Annotated in this window: 15 protein-coding genes; 3 read left to right on the forward strand and 12 right to left on the reverse strand. The window is 63.0% G+C overall.

Going from position 1 to position 17937, the window contains the following annotated elements; all coding sequences use genetic code 11:
* Positions 1-21 precede the first annotated feature (21 nt).
* The 6 genes from ADIAG_RS01885 to ADIAG_RS01910 all read right to left on the reverse strand — a co-directional run bounded on the left by ADIAG_RS01885 (position 22) and on the right by ADIAG_RS01910 (position 7076).
* On the reverse strand, positions 22-1395 hold the full coding sequence (locus ADIAG_RS01885; RefSeq protein WP_200859342.1) for a D-serine ammonia-lyase: 1374 nt from the start codon (positions 1393-1395) through the stop codon (positions 22-24).
* A 91-nt stretch (positions 1396-1486) separates the two neighbouring features.
* Entirely contained in the window at positions 1487-1879 is a 393-nt protein-coding gene (locus ADIAG_RS01890) for a VOC family protein (RefSeq protein WP_007269599.1), read from the reverse strand.
* Positions 1880-1914: 35 nt separating this feature from the next.
* Complete coding sequence (locus ADIAG_RS01895) at positions 1915-2733, reverse strand: HpcH/HpaI aldolase/citrate lyase family protein (protein WP_007269600.1); 819 nt, start codon at positions 2731-2733, stop codon at positions 1915-1917.
* On the reverse strand, positions 2730-4766 hold the full coding sequence (locus tag ADIAG_RS01900; protein ID WP_007269601.1) for an acetyl/propionyl/methylcrotonyl-CoA carboxylase subunit alpha: 2037 nt from the start codon (positions 4764-4766) through the stop codon (positions 2730-2732). The genes ADIAG_RS01895 and ADIAG_RS01900 overlap by 4 nt, the downstream gene beginning before the upstream one ends.
* Before the next feature lie 6 nt (positions 4767-4772).
* Positions 4773-6383: a carboxyl transferase domain-containing protein gene (locus tag ADIAG_RS01905; protein ID WP_007269602.1), complete on the reverse strand. Its 1611-nt coding sequence runs from the start codon at positions 6381-6383 to the stop codon at positions 4773-4775.
* 42 nt (positions 6384-6425) lie between these two features.
* On the reverse strand, positions 6426-7076 hold the full coding sequence (locus ADIAG_RS01910) for a TetR/AcrR family transcriptional regulator (protein WP_007269603.1): 651 nt from the start codon (positions 7074-7076) through the stop codon (positions 6426-6428).
* Between the two features lie 385 nt (positions 7077-7461).
* Between ADIAG_RS01910 and ADIAG_RS01915 the strand changes: the two genes are divergently transcribed.
* Positions 7462-7740: a type II toxin-antitoxin system RelE/ParE family toxin gene (locus ADIAG_RS01915; protein ID WP_007269604.1), complete on the forward strand. Its 279-nt coding sequence runs from the start codon at positions 7462-7464 to the stop codon at positions 7738-7740.
* A 12-nt stretch (positions 7741-7752) separates the two neighbouring features.
* Complete coding sequence (locus ADIAG_RS01920) at positions 7753-8034, forward strand: HigA family addiction module antitoxin (protein WP_007269605.1); 282 nt, start codon at positions 7753-7755, stop codon at positions 8032-8034.
* A gap of 96 nt (positions 8035-8130) precedes the next feature.
* On the opposite strand, the gene ADIAG_RS01925 is transcribed toward ADIAG_RS01920, so the two are convergent.
* From ADIAG_RS01925 to ADIAG_RS01935, 3 genes are read right to left on the reverse strand one after another with little or no spacing between them, the layout of a single operon-like run.
* The gene (locus ADIAG_RS01925) at positions 8131-9300 is read right to left on the reverse strand and encodes an acetyl-CoA C-acyltransferase (RefSeq protein WP_007269606.1); all 1170 of its coding nucleotides are present in this window, start codon (positions 9298-9300) and stop codon (positions 8131-8133) included.
* Positions 9297-9947: a CoA transferase subunit B gene (locus ADIAG_RS01930; protein ID WP_007269607.1), complete on the reverse strand. Its 651-nt coding sequence runs from the start codon at positions 9945-9947 to the stop codon at positions 9297-9299. The genes ADIAG_RS01925 and ADIAG_RS01930 overlap by 4 nt, the downstream gene beginning before the upstream one ends.
* Before the next feature lie 5 nt (positions 9948-9952).
* Complete coding sequence (locus ADIAG_RS01935) at positions 9953-10657, reverse strand: CoA transferase subunit A (RefSeq protein WP_007269608.1); 705 nt, start codon at positions 10655-10657, stop codon at positions 9953-9955.
* A 151-nt stretch (positions 10658-10808) separates the two neighbouring features.
* Here ADIAG_RS01935 and ADIAG_RS01940 point away from each other — a divergent pair, with 151 nt between their 5' ends.
* Positions 10809-11585 (forward strand): IclR family transcriptional regulator, encoded by a 777-nt coding sequence (locus ADIAG_RS01940; protein ID WP_394366986.1) that lies wholly within the window; start codon positions 10809-10811, stop codon positions 11583-11585.
* 124 nt (positions 11586-11709) lie between these two features.
* On the opposite strand, the gene ADIAG_RS01945 is transcribed toward ADIAG_RS01940, so the two are convergent.
* From ADIAG_RS01945 to ADIAG_RS01955, 3 genes are all read right to left on the reverse strand, one after another.
* A complete protein-coding gene (locus tag ADIAG_RS01945) occupies positions 11710-14397 on the reverse strand; it encodes a helix-turn-helix transcriptional regulator (protein WP_051059780.1) in 2688 nt (895 codons plus the stop codon).
* A gap of 298 nt (positions 14398-14695) precedes the next feature.
* Positions 14696-15499, reverse strand: a complete 804-nt coding sequence (locus ADIAG_RS01950) for a hypothetical protein (protein ID WP_007269611.1) — start codon at positions 15497-15499, stop codon at positions 14696-14698.
* 118 nt (positions 15500-15617) lie between these two features.
* Positions 15618-17933: a hydantoinase B/oxoprolinase family protein gene (locus ADIAG_RS01955; RefSeq protein WP_007269612.1), complete on the reverse strand. Its 2316-nt coding sequence runs from the start codon at positions 17931-17933 to the stop codon at positions 15618-15620.
* Positions 17934-17937 lie beyond the last annotated feature (4 nt).

Consider the following 17937-nt stretch of genomic DNA (forward strand, 5'->3'; position numbering starts at 1 on the left):
AAGAGGATTAGGATTCCCGGATTAGCCCCAGATAACTTCGCCAGCCAGTCTCTGGCCCTCGGCCACGTAACCGGCCATCTCCTCGGCCGGGACCATGGACCCTCCGGTGGACCAGATGATGTGTGTGGCACTGGCCAGGGCGGCATCATCGAATCCGAATGTCGATAGGTAGGTTTTATTGGCAAGGACCTGCCACGGGCCGGGGACACCGGCAGCGGCGGAAGGTTCCACATCGATTCCCTCGAGCGTGTGAAGCAACCCGACGCACGCCTTCATACGCTCATCGGTGATGGTCACGTAGCCGTCGATCAGCTGTTGCAGGTGTTCGCCGACCAGGCGGGAGGGACGGCCCACGGCCAGACCATCCGCCGCGGTGAGCCCGTCCAATCCGATGTCCGCCACGGAAATGGCATCGTGCAGGGACGTGCGCACACCCAGTGACATGCACGGGGAGCTGACCGGTTCGACGAAGATGCAGTGCACCGCATCCCCAAAGGTCTGCTTTAACCCGAAAGCCACACCGCCCGGACCGCCGCCGACACCACAAGGCAGGTAGACAAAGAGTGGATGCTGCGCATCGACGGTGACCTCCAGCGAAGCTAGTTGGCCGGCCAACCGTTCCCCGGCGACCGAGTAACCGGCGAACAGGCTTAACGAGGATTCATCGTCGACGAACCAGACGCTGGGATCCTCCTGTGCGGTGCGGCGTCCGGCAGCAACTGCATCAGAGAAATTCCCCGCATGCTCCACGACGGTGACCCCGCGCGAACGCAGCAGCTCCTTCTTCCATGCTCGTGCGTCCATGGACATGTGCACGGTGGTGTTGAAGCCGAGTTCCGAGGCAACGATGCCGATCGATAAGCCCAGGTTTCCGGTGGAACCCACGGCAATGCCGTGAGCCGAGAGCAGTTCTTGCACCTCGGGGGTCATCAGCACCCGGGCGTCATCGGTGGGTTCCATGAGGCCCGCCTCGAGGGCAATCCGCTCGGCCACCTGGAGCACCTCATGGATGCCACCGCGTGCCTTGATCGATCCGCTGACTGGTAGTAAATCGTCGCGCTTGATCCAGAGCTTGCCCGGCAGCGCCTTCCCGTAGCGGTTGCCGAGTTCTGTTTGCAGATCGGGGACGCCGACCAGCGGGGATTCCAGGATGCCGTGAGTGTGGCGGGTGTCGGGGAAGCGTTCGGCGAACCATGGGGCAAAGCGGCGGAAGCGTGCCCGGGCATCCTCGGTGATCGCCGGGTCGATGCCCGAAGCCTTGATCCCGTCAATCGTTGGGGTGGGCCGATCTCTGAACCATGCGGTCTCCTCGGAGCGGGAGAGTGCAGCAACCACCGGGTCAGCGAGCAACTGCTCGAGGTCGGGAAGCTGGGTCATCGATGCGGCTCTCTTCATAGGGGCGGTGTCTTGAGGTACCCAATGTAGGGCACCGCGATGTTACGGGCGAGTCGGTACCACGAGTATCGACCGCAGCCGAAGCCTGAGACTACAGATCGCGCTGGTCGCGGCGGATCGGGTGATCCTCGGGGACCTGGACCAGCACGATCCGGGTGCCGTCCGGATCCTTGATCCAGCCCTCGATCAGCCCCCACGGTTCGGTGCGAGCCTCCCGAAGAACCTCCACCCCGTGCTGCGCCAACCGCTGCACTTCGGTGTGGACGTCGCGGACCTGCAACCAGAGCATCAGCGTGGACGGGGTGTCGGCCTCGCGGCTGCCGGCAACTTCCAATTGTCCATTGCCCAGGAAGAACACGACACCGCTGTGCTGCCCGGTGCCGAACTCGCGGGCCACGGCCAGCTTTAGGACATCTCGGTAGAACGCCTGGGTCCCGGCCAGATCAACCGGCCGCAACAGCACGCGGCTTGAAAGAATCTCCACGATCGTTTTCCTTTCGGTACGAGCGATCCCGAGGGTCAGGCTCCGGTCCTTGCGCTGCGTTCGAGAATGGCACGGGCATGGCGCAGCAACGGCTCGTCGGCCATCTGCCCCTCGAACGTGAAGACGCCGCTGGCATTTTTGGCGGCCTCCAGCAGCCGGTGGGCCCGGGCGACTTCCTCGGTGTCTGGGGTGAAGGCTTGGCGGATGATGGGCATTTGGCCGGGGTGGATCGAGGCCTTGGCTCCGAAGCCCGAGGCCTGTGCATCCACCGATTCGCCGAGCAGGCCGGCGTGGTCGGCGATGTCGATGTAGACCGAATCGATGGCCACCTTCGAGTAGGCGCCGGATGCCAGCAATACGTGGGACCGGGCATGGCGGGAGATGTCCCGGTAGGTGCCCGAGGCCTTGCGGGAGGATGATCCGCCCAAGGAAGCGACGAGGTCCTCGGCTCCCCACATCAGCGCCACGACGTTACCAGCTGCGGCAATCTGTTGGGCGTTGAGGATGCCCAGAGCGGTTTCGCACAGGGCCACCACCTTGAAGTCGGCAACGGCTGCCAACTGGTCAAGGGTTTCGGTCTTGGCGAGCATGATGGTGCGGTACTTGGTTTGCTGCAGGGTGGTCAGATCCTTGGCGAAGTCCGGGGTGCTGACCGGGTTCACTCGCACGATGGTGCGTTCGGGATCCAGCGGGTTCGCCACCAACGCTTGGCGCGCGGCCTGCTTGTTTTCCGGGGCCACCGCATCTTCAAGGTCCAGGATCACCGCATCGGCGCGTTCCATGGCCTTGGTGTAACGGTCGGGACGGTCGGCGGGACAAAACAGGATGGCTGGTCCCATGGTGAAGATGCTCATGGTTGTTCCTCCACGGAGTCGTAAATCAGGGTGGCTACGATTTGGTTGGCCTTGACCAGATCGCCGACGTGCAGGCGCCCCATCTGGATGGTCCCTGCTGCGGGAGCCCGCATGGGGTGTTCCATCTTCATGGCCTCGATGGTCACCAAGATTTCTCCGGCCTCGACCCACTGCCCATCGGAGACTGCCACGGCAATGACGGTGCCTGGCATGGGGGAGCGGACCTCGGGGATTGCCTCCCCGGGGATGTGGGCACGGTCGGCCAGCTCGCGTTGCAGCAATTCGTTGCGGTCCAGGACACGGATGGCGGTGACTGCTCCCTCGCGGCTGAGCCACAGCGTGTCATCGTCCCCGAACGCGGTGGCGGGGCGTTGTTGCACCCCGTTGATGGCCACGATGCCGCCGGGCAGGGAGGCAACCTCGAAGTCGTTGCCTCCCAGCGTGTAGGTGCGCCCGGTGGGGGTAGGCATCGAGGTCAGGACGGAGAGCTTGTCATTGACCTCGAGGGTGGTGGTCACCGTGGCGGGTGTGCCCAACCGCCATGAGTCCTTAGCATGCCAGGTCCCGCCGTGCCCCGGGTGCCGTGCGGCAGCCAGGGCTGCCGCCAGCACCAGCTCGGTGTCGGTGATCGGGCGGAATGCCATGTCCGGCATCTTGCGTTCGATCAGCGTGGTGTCGAGGTTCCCGGCTTGGACCTCTGGGTCGGCCAGTAATAGACGCAGGTATTCGACGTTGGTCAGCACCCCTAGGATCACTGTCCGTGCCAGGGCCGCATCCAGTCGGCCGAGTGCGCCGGCCCGGTCCGGTGCCCAGGCAATGACCTTGGCGAGCATTGGATCGTAATGCGGGGAGACGGTGAGGCCTTCGGCCAGCGAAGAGTCCACCCGAATATGCGGCCCCATCGGTTCCTTGATTTCCAGCAGCCGTCCGGTGGACGGCATGAAGTCGTGGGAGGGATCTTCTGCGTATACGCGGGCCTCGATGGCATGCCCGTGCAGGGACACCTCATCCTGGGTGAAGCCCAGCGGCAGTCCTGCCGCGATGCGCACCTGCGCCTCGACCAGGTCCAAGCGCTCGCCGGCCACCCGTGCCACTTCCTCGGTGACCGGGTGCTCGACCTGCAGGCGGGTGTTCATTTCCATGAAGAAGAACTCGCCCGGCGCCTCATCGGAGATGAGGAACTCGACCGTTCCGGCACCCACGTAGTTCACCGAGGCCGCGGCGGCCACGGCTGCAGCACCGATTTCGGCTCGGAGGCGCTCGCCGTCGGGGTGGTTCTCCAGCAGCGGGCTGGGGGCTTCCTCGATGACCTTTTGGTGGCGACGTTGCAGCGAGCATTCGCGTTCGCCCAGGTGCACGGTGTTCCCCTGGGTGTCGGCCAGGATCTGCACCTCGATGTGCCTCGGTGCGCGCACCAGACGTTCGAGGAAGAGCGTGTCATCGCCGAAAGAGTTCAGGGCCGTGCGCCGGGCACTGAGAAGGGCCTCGGGTAACGCTTCGGCGGTGTCGACGGCTACCATGCCCTTGCCGCCGCCGCCCGCCGAGGGTTTGATCAGTACCGGAAAACCGATCTGGGATGCCGCATCGATGAGTTCCTCGTCGCTGAGCTCGGGTTCGGCAATGCCCGGGGTGACCGGAACATCATGGGCGGAGACGTGGTTCTTGGAGCGGATCTTGTCGCCCATGAGCAGCAGCGCGTCCACGTTTGGGCCGATGAAGGTAATTCCCGCATCCTGTAGCGCCCGGGCGAACTCGACGTTCTCGGATAGGAATCCGTATCCGGGGTGCACGGCCTGGGCGCCGGTGGCCCGGCAGGCGGCCAGGACATGGTCAATGTCCAGGTAGCTTTCGGAAGCCGGGGAGGCCCCGACACGGATTGCCTCATCTGCCTCGCTCACGTGGAGGGCTCCGGCGTCCGCGTCGGAGTAGATGGCCACGGACCTGATGCCCATGGTGCGTAGTGTGCGAATCACCCGAACCGCGATTTCCCCGCGGTTGGCAACCAGGACTGTGTCAAAGAGTTTGGGGGTCATGAAGCATCACATCCTGAAGAGGCCGAAGGAGGTTTCCGGCAGAGGTTGGGTAGAGCAGACATCCAGGGCCATACCCAGCACCCGGCGGGTGTCCAGCGGATCGATGATCCCGTCGTCCCAGAGACGGGCGGTGGAGTAGTAGGGGTTTCCCTGGTCCTCGTATTGTTGTTTGATCGGTTCCTTGAAGGAATCTTCTGCTTCGGTGCTCCAGTGCGAGCCTGCTGCTTCGATGCCGTCGCGTTTGACGGTGGCCAGCACGGACGAGGCTTGGTTGCCGCCCATCACCGAGATCCTGGCCGCGGGCCACATCCACAGGAAGCGCGGGGAGTAGGCTCGTCCGCACATCGAGTAGTTACCGGCCCCGAAGGAACCGCCGATGATGACGGTCAGTTTGGGGACCCGGGCCGTTGCCACGGCGGTGACCATTTTGGCGCCGTGTTTGGCGATGCCGCCGGCCTCATAGTCCCGGCCCACCATGAATCCGGAGAGGTTCTGCAGGAACACCAGGGGGATGCCGCGCTGGTCGCAGAGTTCGATGAAGTGGGCACCTTTAAGTGCGGATTCGGAGAAGAGCACACCGTTGTTGGCAATGATGCCGACCTGGTGCCCATGGATGCGGGCGAATCCGGTGACCAGCGTGGTGCCGTAGTTGGCTTTGAATTCATGGAATTTGCTGCCGTCCACGGTCCTGGCGATGACCTCGCGGACATCGTAGGTGGCGTTCACGTCGGTGGGCACCGCCCCATAGATCTCTTCGGGGTTTTCAAGAGGTGCGCTGACCTCCTCGATTCGGTCCCAGACGGGTGCGGGGGTCGGTGGCAGGGTTTCGATGATGTCCCGGACGATGGAGATGGCGTGGGCATCATTCTCGGCCAGGTGGTCCACGACGCCAGAGGTCTTGGCATGTAAGTCGCCGCCGCCGAGTTCTTCCGCGGTGACAACCTCGCCGATGGCGGCCTTCACCAACGGGGGGCCACCCAAAAAGATGGTGCCCTGATTGCGGACGATGACCGTCTCGTCGCTCATGGCCGGGACATAGGCGCCGCCCGCAGTGCAGGAGCCCAGGACCGCGGCAATCTGCGGGATCTTGCGTGCCGAGAGGTTGGCCTGGTTGAAGAAGATCCGTCCGAAGTGGTCGCGGTCGGGGAAGACCTCGTCCTGCATGGGCAGGAAGGCACCGCCGGAATCGACCAGGTAGACGCAGGGCAATGCGTTTTCCATAGCGATTTCCTGGGCGCGCAGGTGCTTCTTGACCGTCAGGGGGAAGTAGGTGCCGCCCTTGACCGTGGCATCGTTGCACACGATCATCACGTGGCGGCCGTGGACCATGCCGATTCCGGTGATCAGCCCGGCACCCGGGCAGCCGCCGTCGTACATGTCCTCGGCTGCCAGAGGCGCGATCTCAAGGAACGGCGACCCTGCATCGAGCAGTGCCTCCACCCGGTCCCGGGGCAGCAGTTTGCCGCGGTCCACGTGGCGTTGCCGGGACTTTTCGGAACCGCCCCGGGCCGCGGTGGCAAGGCGCTTGCGCAGCTCGGTGACCAATTCGGTTTGCTCGGCGGCGTTCTTCAGGTAGCCCGGGCTGGTGGTGTCGATCGTGCTGGGTAGGGCGTCCATGATTTCCTCTTTCGAAGCTGAAAACGTTGCGCAGGTGTCGGGTCAGTGGGCTACTGCGGCCGGCATGTCCGGCGGTTCGCTAGACAAGCGCACCGGAGGGCGGATGAATTCGATCCCCTCGAGCATGGATTGGTCCGCGGAGAGGATCTTGCAGGCCATCGCGACGAAGTTGTGTTGCACCTCGGTGAGCCCCAGGCGCCCGTCGGGCCGATACCAGTGGGCCACACCGGTGCCCATTTCCATCAGGGCAAGGCGCGCCATGGTGGCGTCGTCGGTGGTGAATTCCCCGACGCGGATTCCTCGCTCGACGATCTGGGCGAAAAGCGATTCGTAGTCATCGCGTAGCTTCTGCATGGCCGGCTGGTTCTCGGGGGACAGGGCACGCATTTCGTATTCCGCTACCCGTGCCGTCAGGGGATTGGTGGCGGTGAATCCGACATGGGAGGAAACCAAGGCGGCCAGTTGGAGGGTCGGCTCGGCGCTGATGCGTAGCGCGGCCGAGCCGGAAGCAATCATTTCGTCGAGGCAACCGCGCATCACCTGCACCAGCAGCTCTTCTTTGCTTCCCGCGTAGTGGTAGATGGTGGCCGAGTTGATTCCGGCACCCGCTCCCAGCTCGCGGATTCCGGTTGCGGCGAATCCCTGCCGGGCAAAAAGCAGCACGGCCGCCTGCTGGACCTTTTCTATGTTCACCGTGGGCTCCGTTGCCGTGAGTAGGACCCAGACCAATCAGTTGATTGGTCTGCTCACCTCTAGCAAACACCGTGATGCAGGCCACTGTCAATCATTCGATTGGGAATCGGGTGGACGTGGGTGACTTTGGGCTGACTCTAGGTGTCGGGACTAGGGGGCTGCCCCTGCTTGCGGACGGTTGGGTCGAGCAACCGTTGGCTCTGAGTCAATGCTTTGGTAGTCACGCTTTGGAGGTGAGGCGTGAAGTTCGGGAGCGTCGTGCGTCGAGGAATCTGGGCGTCGATTCTTGGGTAGATCTACCGCAAGCCGGGAGATTTTGCCATGAGGCAAAAGCGAAGTCCCAAAATATCTTGTATCGTGAGTCGATACGCGATACGTTGAACCTGTGATCATCAGTTTCCGGCATACGGGGTTGGAAGCGCTCTATCGTGACAATTCCAAAAAGGGCGTGCAGCCCGCGCACGCAGCCAAGCTCATCCGCATCTTAGGTTTGCTCGATATAGCTCAGACGCCAGCGGACCTCGCAATACCGGCGTTCCGCACGCATGAGCTCAGGGGCAACCTTGCCGGATACTTCTCGATCTGGGTTAACGGCAACTGGCGTGTGACGTTCCGCTTCGTTGGGCAAGACGTCGAGCTCGTTGACTACCAGGACTACCACTGAAGGAACCACATTATGATGAAAAACCCACCGCACCCGGGTGAGATCATTCGTGAAGACGTGCTCGCCGAACTCGGCCTCACCGTTGCGGAAGCTGCGCTGCGGTTGGGCGTCGCCCGCGTGACCCTGAGCCGAGTCGTCAACGGCCGAGCCGGCATCAGCCCGAATCTCGCCGTGAGGCTGGAGCTAGCAGGAACCGGAACCGCCCGGGGTTGGCTCGCCATGCAGGTGAACTACGATCTCGCCCGGGAGTTGGACGGCAAGGAGCACGATGTGAAGCCGCTCGACGCTGCATAGATTACGCGAAAACGCGGGCATTCTCCACACCTCGCAAGAGGTGTGGAGAATGCCCGCGTTTGAGGATGGCCGTAGTGATACCCGAGGCCGTTGGCCCTACAGAGCCCGCAAGATAACGGCGCTGCCCTGACCGCCGCCGCCGCAGATGCCGGTGGCCCCCACTGACCCGGTACCGATTTCGGCCAGCTGGCGGGCGAGAGTACCAATGATTCGGGCGCCGGAGGCACCGATGGGGTGGCCCAAGGCAATGGCGCCGCCCTTGGTGTTCACAATTTCCGGGTCGATCCCGAGCTTCGCGGTGGAGCGTACGCCCACTGCGGCAAACGCTTCGTTGATTTCCACTGCCAACAGGTCCGCCGGGGTAATGCCGGTTCCCTCGAGTGCTGCCAGGATGGCGTTGGCTGGCTGGTCGTGCAGCGTCACGTCCGGACCTGCCACCAATGCGTGGGAAACGATCTCGGCAATCGGGGTGATTCCCAGACGTTCCGCGGCGGCCTGGCTGACCAGCACCAGGGCGGCGGCGCCGTCGGTGATTTGCGAGGCGTTGCCGGCGGTGATGGTGCCTTCCTTGGAAAAGGCCGGGCGCAGCTTGCCCAGTGACTCTACGGTGGTGTCTGCGCGAATCCCGTCATCGGCCGAGACCACGGTGTCCCCGCGCCGGCTCGTGACAGTGAACGGTGCAATCTCTCCGGCATGGAAGTCGGCGGCCGCGGCTGCCAGCCGGTGCGAACGGGCAGAGAGCTCGTCCTGCTCGGCACGAGTGATGCCCAAAGTGGTGTTGCCGTCCTCCGTGGAGGAGCCCATGGAACGGGCCTCGAAGGCGTCGGTGAGTCCGTCGAATTCGAGGGTGTCGATCATTTCGATGGCACCGTACTTGGTCCCGGCGCGGGCGCGCTGCACGTGGGGTGCCAGCGACATGGATTCCTGGCCGATGGCCACCACGATATCCGCCTCTCCGGCGTCGATCATCCGCGCGCCCGCCACCGCGGCCTCGGTGCCTGAGAGACACACGGCGTTCAGCGTCAGGGCCGGGACGTTGAAGCCGATCCCGGCGCCCACGGCTGACTGGCGTGCCGGGTTCTGTCCGGCGCCCGCCTGCAGCACCTGCCCGGCGAAGACCCGCTGGACCTCCTCGGCGGAGATCCCGGCGCGCTCGAGGGCCGCGGCAGCCGCGTGGGCTCCCAGTGCCGTGCCGGAAACCGTGGCGAAGGCTCCGTTGAATCGGGCGAAGGGGGTGCGGGCGTACCCGGCGATTAATGCGCTCATGCTGCAATATCTTCCTGTAGTTCTACGGTAAAGGGGGCACCGGTGACTTCGGTGAGGGCTTCGACGGTGATGCCCGGGGCCATGGCACGCAGCACCAGGGCGGAATCCACCACGTCGAAGACCGCGCGGTCGGTGATGATTCGATCCACCACACCCACGCCGGTCAGTGGCAGGTCGCAGGTCTGCACGATCTTGGGGGTGCCGTCCTTGGCCACATGGTCGGTGATGATGATGACCCGTGGGGCCCCGGCGACCAGATCCATGGCACCGCCCATGCCCTTGACGAGCTTGCCGGGGATGGTCCAGTTGGCCAGGTCGCCGTTGGCGGCGACCTGCAAGGCACCGAGGATTGCGGTGGCGACGTGTCCGCCGCGGATCATCCCGAAGGAGGTGGCCGAATCGAAGAAGCTGCCGCCGGGCAGCAGCGTGACGGTCTGCTTGCCGGCATTGATCAGGTCCGCGTCCTCCTCGCCCTCATAGGGGAAGGGGCCCATGCCCAACAGCCCGTTCTCGGACTGCAGGGTGACGTTGACGCCCTCGGGCAGGTTGTTGGCCACCAGGGTGGGGATGCCGATGCCCAGGTTGACGTATTGGCCGTCGCGTAGCTCGCTCGCGGCAATGGCCGCCATTTGATCACGTGTCCACATGGTGCTTATGCCTCCTGGCGGACGCGCACGGTCCGCTGTTCGATGTCCTTGGTGCCGTCCGTTGCGACGAGGTGCTGCACGTAGATGCCCGGGGTGTCCACCCGGGTCGGATCCAGGTAATCCTCGTGGATGTTCTCCGCTTCGGCGAAAGTGACGCGGCCAGCGGTCGCCACCAGCGGGTTGAAGTTCCGCGAGGTCATCCGGTAGCGCAGGTTGCCTTCAGTGTCCGCGTCATAGGCGCGGACCAGAGCGATGTCGGCGACGATGCCGCGTTCCAGGATCGCGGCCCGGCCGTTGAATTCCATGGTTTCCTTGCCCTCGGCCACCGGGGTGCCCACACCGGTGGGGGTGTAGAACGCGGGGATGCCTGCGCCGCCGGCCCGCAGCCGCTCGGCGAGTGTGCCCTGGGGGACGAACTCGACCTCGAGTTCACCGCTGAGGAACTGCTGGGCGAAAAGCTTGTTCTCACCCACGTAGGAGGCCAAAACCTTGGCGACCTGCTTGTTTTCCAGCAGCAGGCCCAACCCCTTGCCGTCCACGCCCATGTTGTTCGAGACGATGGTCAGCCCGGTGGCGCCCGAGTCGCGCAGGGCGGTGATCAGCCGGCTGGGGATTCCGCTGAGGCCGAAGCCGCCCACCGCGATGGTCATGCCGTCGCGCACCTGGGCAGCCAAGGCCTGCGCTGCGTCGGCTACTACTTTCGTTGCCATGATTCTCCTTGAAGTGTCCACGATGTGGATTACGGCTGGTTCCTACTTCGACCGTAGCCAAGGGGCGGGATCGCCGTCAACGAAAGAGATTCTATGACGCACGATTGCTCAGCTGGTGACACAGCTCTCGGCGATCGTCCATACTATGGACATGCATACTTCGTTTCCTGGAGCCCAGGTAGTGGGCAGGATGGCAGCGGTGTTGCGCGCCGTGAGCACCGCGATGCCCCGCGGCATCACTACCGCGGAGGTCGCACGGAGCACCTCGTTGGCCCGCCCGACCGTGCACCGACTGCTTGCCGCACTGACCGCCGAAGGTTTCTGCGATCACGACCACAAAGCGGGGTTGTGGATGCTGGGCCCGGAAATGTATTTGATGGGCATGGTGGCAGCCGAGCGCTATGACATCACCGAAACCGCCCGCGACCATGTGACGGCGTTGGCCGACGCCACGGGTGAGAGTGCATTTCTCTCAGTGCGCCGCGGCGAGGAGACAGTGTGTCTGTTGCGGCAAGACGGGGCCTTCCCAATCCGATCCTTTGTACTTCATGAGGGCAAGCGATTCCCGCTGGGTGTGGCATCGGCGGGGCTGGCGATCCTGTCCTTCTTGCCGGAGAAGGCGATCGAACGCTACATGGAAAGCCATGACCTGGCTTCGGGACATGGCAGTGAGCATGGGCAGGATCTCTTGAGGCAGCGCATAGCCGAGACGCGCGAACGCGGGTGGGCTGTCAACCCGGGGCTGATCGTTGAGGGTAGTTGGGGAGTGGGAGCGGCGGTGTTCGATACGGCAGGCCAGCCGGCGTGGGCGCTGAGCCTGACCGGTATCGAATCGAGGTTCGCTCCCGAACGCCGTGAGGAAATGGGTCGGTTGCTGATGCACCACGCACACGAGTTGACCAAGAAGCTGCGCGGTGAGCGATTGTAGTCTTTCCGCCTCATTTCTCGGGATTTAGAAGACAGCATGGTCGCTGAGTATCGCTCAGGAAAATCCCCCTGCAGTGGTTAGACAATGTCCTGTCGGCTGCGCACGTCAACGGACTTCGGAGTGCCTACTGATCCAGGAGCTGGAGTTCGCGGGCTGCATCAACGCATTGCTGGCGATTGGACACGCCAAAAGTGACAAAAAGGCTCTTGAGATACCATTTGACTGTGTTGATGCCGATATACAGCGACTGGGCGATTTCCCGGTTCGAAAGGCCACGATCAACCATGATCAGGATCTCCCGTTCCCTTTCGGAGAGCATTGGTGCATCTCGCCGGCCCGGTACAAGTGCGGTAGTTGCCGGTTCCATGGATTCCTTGGCCCACGTAATGGCGCCGCTACTATCCTGTCCGAACAGTTTTCCAAGATCCAGGATCCGCCCGATAAAGGCATGGATCGCTGCTGCGTTCCTGGGAACCCACGCTCCCGATTCCACGGCGCCGGATAGTGAGCGGAGCAGTTCGCGGCAATTCTGCCTGCGTTCCACCAGCACCATAGGCAGATCCAAGCCGTGGCAAATGGTCAAGACGTCCTTGAATTCCGCCTCGGCCTCTTCTTGATGCCCCGCTGCCTGCAACGCTTCTGCCAGTGCCAACCGGGCATGCAGAATCTCGTCCTTGTTTCCATGCTCCCGGCGTTGTGCCAACAACTTCGCGGCAAGAGCCGCCGTGGTTGACGCGTTGCCGGGCTGGCCGGAGAGCAACATGGACGCAAGGGTTGCAAGTTCCCGGGAGTCATCCACTGCATCCGTGATGTGTGGGTAGGAAAATGCTGTTCGGCCGTCATCTTGCCACGGGAGGCCCAGATTGGCCCGATCCGCCATGAGCCGCGTGGACAGCCGCGGAAGATCTAGGGCCGCTGCAATTTGTTCGCCGGCTTCGATGGTCTGGGTGGAGCCCTCCACGTCACCTCGCAAGGCCTGCAGCCTGGCAAGCGTGCTGTAGGTGGCCATCATAAAGTCAGCCACACCTGCGTGGGCACCCAATTCCTGAGCTTCGACAAGCAATTTTTCCGCTTCTCCAAAGGCGCCGCGCAAATACAACAGTTGCCCAAGCAGTCCACCGGCCAACTTGGCGGCGTGCGACTGCCGGCCGGCAGAACGGCGTCCCAACTCCAGGGCAGCTTCCAGGTGCCGCTGGGCGGTGTCGATATCCAATTGGGCGAATGCGGCAAGACCGGCAAAACAGTGGCCGTAAACCTCGCTGAAGGGACCCGAAGTTTGGTCGTGGGCCACACGGGCCGCATCCTGCGTGGCCATAGCTGCAGCGAAGCTCCCCTTTTGGAGTTCTGCGTAGGTGGCAATGTTGGCCGCAACCGAAACGATCCAGGGCCGCAATGGTTTTGTCGACTCGAGTACCAACACTCTCAAATCATTGGTGAGTACTATCTGGTCGGCGTACATTTCAAGGCAACGGCGGACCACCAGGGCCTCCAGCCTCAGTTCTTCCTGATCCTCGGTCCCCAGCGCGCTATCTGGCCCCAACAAGATCTCAGCCTGCTCGAGGGCGGTACGGGATTCTATCGGGAAGTGCAACAGGCAATTGGCCCAAGCAATTGCCATCTGGAGTCTTGGCCGTGGTCCGACGCGGGCGGGCGGCAGCTTCTCCACCATGGCCAGCAGCGTCGACATTTGGGAGTGCTCGACCTTGAGCATGGCGTCGGATTCAACGACGTCAACAGCAAACTCGATGTCTCCGGCGGCCAGGGCATGGTCGACTGCCTCGCTGGTGTGGTTGTGCTCCGCATACCAATGTGCCGCTTTCCGGTGGAGCTCGGCAACCCGATCGGGTTCGTCACGCTCTAGTCTCTTCCTCAGATACTCCACGAAAAGGTGGTGGTAACGATACCAGGATCCGTCCACGTCCAAGGGCTGCAGAAAAAGGTCGCGGGCTTGGACCTTCTCGAGCATGGCCTGGCCGCGCCGGACGCCGGAAAGGGTGGAGGCAAGATCGGCGCAGGTCCGTTCCGTGACGGAGGTGCTGAGCAGGAAATCCAGGACCTCGGGTTCCAAGGTGTCTAGGACGTTCTCCGCAAGGTACTCGCCGATGGCCTGGTGCCTGCCGGAAATCTTCTGCACGATCCCGGAAACGTCGCTTTGCCCGCGTAACGACAGCGAGGTCAATTGCAGAGCGGCGGCCCACCCGTCCGTTGATTCAAGGAGCGAGTCGATGTCATCGTTGGTGAGCTCAAGTCGGTTGATTCCCACGAGCAGTTGCCAGCTCTCGCGGTGGTCGAAGCGCAGAGACGTTGCATCTACCTCAACCAACTGGTCGCGGACACGCAGGCGCCCCAAGGGGAGCCCGTTGCGGGTGCGACTGGTGATCACAAAACGGAGGCTCTCCGGTCCCTCGTCCAGCAATCGTTCCAGTACGGCGCGGGCGCGCGGGTCGAGGATGCGGTGCCAGTCGTCGAGTGCAATGACGGTGGGACGCCGGCTTTCGGCCAGCGCGTTGATGATCGAGGGAACCACATACTTCTCCGCATCATCGGGGCGCTCCTGGAGAAGTTGGAGTAGCTGTGGATCCAGTTCCGTTCCGGCCTTGAGCAGGGACTCGATCAAATGCGACATGAACCAAATGGTGTTGTTGTCGTCCTTGTCTAAGGAAAACCATGCAATGACGAAGTTGTCGTCGGCGAGTTCGGCCACCCACTGGGCGGCAAGAGTCGATTTGCCGTATCCGGCAGGGCCATGCAGGAGAGCCAGACGTTTGTTGCCGCCCGCAGCCAGAACAGCGGTGAGGCGCTTGCGCTCCACCCAACTCATCACCGGGGTAGGTGGCTGGAATTTCGTAGCCGCAGTTGGCGGACCCAGAGGCATTTGCTGGCTCTCCTCGATGCACGCCGTCCACCCAACCCGCGTTTGCGGGTTGGGTGGACGGACAATAAACACATGTCATGTGACTTTGGTCATGCTATCAGTTCGCGGCTGGGCGCATCCGGAATGGACCTTACCCATGGGGGCTTTGCCTTGCTTGTGCCACCGAGCAAAGCAAAACCGGGCGTTCCCACGAGTGCCACACCGGCCAAAAACCCGGCAGACCGCGGCGAAGGCCTTACTTGAAACCCGCCATGAGGGTGATGACATCTTCCGGCACCGCAGCGGCAGGCAGCTGGGAAAAATAGAAACCGGAGTCGGGAAGCGGCGAGGTGCTCGTGCCCCAGAATCCGCCACTCAACACCTGGCCTTCGATCTCCGGCTCCCTGAACGCAACGGAATCTTCCGACCTGATCCCCAAGGTCCAGCGGTAGTTTTGGGCCACGTTGATGATGGGGGTGTAGACCTCGAGCCCCACCGCTGGGAGCTGTGCGGACCCCGCTGGTGTCCGGTCATCGAGCAAGACTCCGGCAATCGGAAGCGCGGAGAAATTCCGCAACCAATCGGCGACGTACATCGAGGCGTTCTCCGCATCATCGGCGTCCAGGTCCGCGGCGTCGTCCTTTCCGGAGAAGGCATGGGTGGCGACCAGCCATGCCATGGGAGATGGGACATGCAACACCACGGCTTCCCGTTGTGTCTGCGAAAACGTCTTGGCGATACCCATGACAAGTTCAAGGGTCTGTGCATCGGCCAGCATGGTTCGCAGGGCAAAGCCCGTCCGGCTTCTGGCGGACATATCCTCGTGCAGGGATTGGCCGGTCGCCATCCGGTGTGCATAAAACCGGTCGAGATGAAGCAAAGCGGCATCCGGCTTGAGCAGCCCCTGTGCCTGGCCAATGAAATTGGCGTAGGCCATGGGATCTTCCCACGGGATGGGACGGTTTTGCAGTATCACCGCCTGGGAGTAATCGAGGTGGTCAAGAATCACTGCATGCTTCCGGCCGGATTGCGGCTCGGCGATGACATTTGCCAGATTCACTGTATTTGCTCCTTTCCTTGCACGGACCTTGCTGGATGATTGGTGACGGTGAAGCGGTGCCTCCCGCCATGGCCGGGGCCAGGGACGGAAAGGCACCACTTCACCGATGATGCGCGGCTCAGGACTTGTGGAGCACGGTTTCCCCGTACTTCGCCTCAAGCTCGCGGATCCTCTTGTCTTGGGCCTCGATCTTTAGCACACGGCGATCCGGGATCATGACCAATGGGATCTCGCTGAGCTTCCCCTTCACCCGCTGTGGTTCCTGCCCGCCCCAGTGGGTGGCGAAGACCTCTTCATCGTTGTCCTGGCCCCAGGAACCGTAGTAGAGCAGATCCGCCGGTGGCTCCTCCGTGACAAAGTCCTTGATGAACTCCCTGAACGGCGTGCCACGGGCGATGCGGCGCTTGCGTGCCTCGGCCCGCGCGTCCTTCGTGCCCTGGACATCGACAACGAAGGTCTCCGGATTCCAGACCACTGCGTACAGGTCGGTGGCAACCTGGGCGGAAATCCTATCGAGCTGCAGGTCGGTCGCCACCATCTCCGGGTCGCGTTCCAGGACGTCGCCGTAGCCTCCACCGGAACCCTGGGAGATCATGTACAGCTCGCCCTCCTTGGCCACATCGAACTGGAGCCCCATGTGGGCGCTCTGGTAGGAGCCGCCCTCGTAGGGCTGCTCGTTCATGATGCGCTCGATCGACAGGTCGAACTGCGAGGGATCCTTGCGGATGATGTCGTAGATGTTGATCCCCTTGACGATCGACAGCGGGTACGTCGGGCAGCCATAGCCACCAAACATTCCGGTGATCGAGGAGAACTTTGAGCCGGAGGTCACCGTCATGAATCCCCAGTTGGGCGTTCCTCGGGAGGCGACGATCATCTCGTATCCCATGCCGCCGCGGTACTTGCCGAAGCCCTGGTTGTCACGCACCAGCCGCTTGGACACCAGCTGCAGGAACGGGACCTCCTCCTCCATGACCTCCTGTTCGGCAATGTCGGCCATGGCGCAGAACAACGGGGCCACCGCGTCTTCGCCGTCCCTGAAGGCCTTGGCCCCGCCGCCCATCCCGTTCAGGTCGGCACACAGGTTGCCCACCTGCTCACCGTGCTGGGTGGTGCCGCCCCACAGGAAATCGTTGATCTGGTTGAACCACGGGGCGATCACGTTGGAGTATTTCTTGGGGGTGGAGAACTGCAGCTTGGCATATGCGGTCTGCAGCGCCGAGAAACCCCTGAAGGAGCCCTGCAGCGACTGGCCCACCGGTGCGTCGTAGCCGGCGTCGGCCCACGAATGCTCCTCGGAAATCACCTCGATGGGGGACAACGCGCCCGTGCTTCGTGGCAGGTCGGGCCACCAATAGGAGAGGATCGCCTGGGTCATGAAGGCCTTGGTGGACCCCAGGGGCGAGTTGATGGCACGATTGAGGATTTCCGGTCCGGTGCCGGTCAGATCGACGATCAGCCGGTCACCCTTGACCGTGATCTTGCAGGCGAACTTGATGAGGATGTTTTCCTTCAACGTGGAATCCATGAACTGATTGAACGTCACGGTGCCATCGGGCAGTTCCTTGATGCGCCGGCGCACCTCGACCTCGACATTTTCCACGGTGACGCGCAGGGCCGCCACGAATGACTCTTGGCCGACCTCCTCGATAATGCGGTCCACGGACTCGATGACCCGGCGCACCGCGCCCATTTTCACCTTGATGTCCGCAAGCATCAGCTTCGGATCACGGGTGGAGTGCTGGAGGAAGGTCAACAGGTCGCGGCGGAGGTGGCCGCGCTCCACGATCTTGATCGGGGAAGCCCGCAATCCGTCATCGAAGGGGGTCTCCGAACCCGAGGGCATGCCCCCGGGTTCGCAGGCGCCGTTCTCGCCCTCGTGGATGGTGGCCCCGACCCAGGCAATGATCTGGCCATCGCGCATCACGGGCACGAGCATTGACTGGTCGGTGTTGTGCACCATGCCGTAACGCGAGTCGTTGTGGAAGAATCCGTCGCCGGGGTGGATGCCCACGGTCGGCTCGTCTTTCCAGTTCTTCATGATGTAGCGGATTGGGTGGTGCAGGACCGCGGAGAAGGCGATCACGCCGCGGTTGGACAGGTAGGTCACATCCCCTTCCGCTGTGTACACGGCCACCGAAAGATCGGCCCACTTGGCGCCAGGGGCCGCGCCCATGCTCTCGCACATTTCGAAGGCCTCGTCCAGGGACCCTGCCAGGCGCTTGCGGATCCGGTCCATCTCCAAGGGGCTGATGCCCTTGGAAATGCACTCGTCCTCGTAGGCGGTGCGCGCGTGGATCTGGTGGTTGCGCATGATCTCCGGGTCGGGGCCCAGGAACAGCGTGGTCTCGTCCATGAATTTGTCGACCCACTGCTGTTCCTGTGCGCTCAGGATTTCTTGCGGGTTTCCGGTGTCATTGGTTGTCAGCGTCATTGCT

Origin of the sequence: Paeniglutamicibacter gangotriensis Lz1y (assembly GCF_000348945.1) — a bacterium.
GTDB classification, from domain to species: domain Bacteria; phylum Actinomycetota; class Actinomycetes; order Actinomycetales; family Micrococcaceae; genus Paeniglutamicibacter; species Paeniglutamicibacter gangotriensis.

Bases quoted from the DNA above. Each gene is read 5' to 3' on its own strand.
- ADIAG_RS01895 (WP_007269600.1), bottom strand. From the start codon at position 2,733: ATGAGCATCTTCACCATGGGACCAGCCATCCTGTTTTGTCCCGCCGAC.
- ADIAG_RS01905 (WP_007269602.1), bottom strand. From the start codon at position 6,383: ATGGACGCCCTACCCAGCACGATCGACACCACCAGCCCGGGCTACCTG.
- ADIAG_RS01955 (WP_007269612.1), bottom strand. From the start codon at position 17,933: ATGACGCTGACAACCAATGACACCGGAAACCCGCAAGAAATCCTGAGC.
- ADIAG_RS01920 (WP_007269605.1), top strand. From the start codon at position 7,753: ATGATGAAAAACCCACCGCACCCGGGTGAGATCATTCGTGAAGACGTG.
- ADIAG_RS01925 (WP_007269606.1), bottom strand. From the start codon at position 9,300: ATGAGCGCATTAATCGCCGGGTACGCCCGCACCCCCTTCGCCCGATTC.
- ADIAG_RS01940 (WP_394366986.1), top strand. From the start codon at position 10,809: ATGCATACTTCGTTTCCTGGAGCCCAGGTAGTGGGCAGGATGGCAGCG.
- ADIAG_RS01930 (WP_007269607.1), bottom strand. From the start codon at position 9,947: ATGTGGACACGTGATCAAATGGCGGCCATTGCCGCGAGCGAGCTACGC.
- ADIAG_RS01885 (WP_200859342.1), bottom strand. From the start codon at position 1,395: ATGAAGAGAGCCGCATCGATGACCCAGCTTCCCGACCTCGAGCAGTTG.
- ADIAG_RS01900 (WP_007269601.1), bottom strand. From the start codon at position 4,766: ATGACCCCCAAACTCTTTGACACAGTCCTGGTTGCCAACCGCGGGGAA.
- ADIAG_RS01935 (WP_007269608.1), bottom strand. From the start codon at position 10,657: ATGGCAACGAAAGTAGTAGCCGACGCAGCGCAGGCCTTGGCTGCCCAG.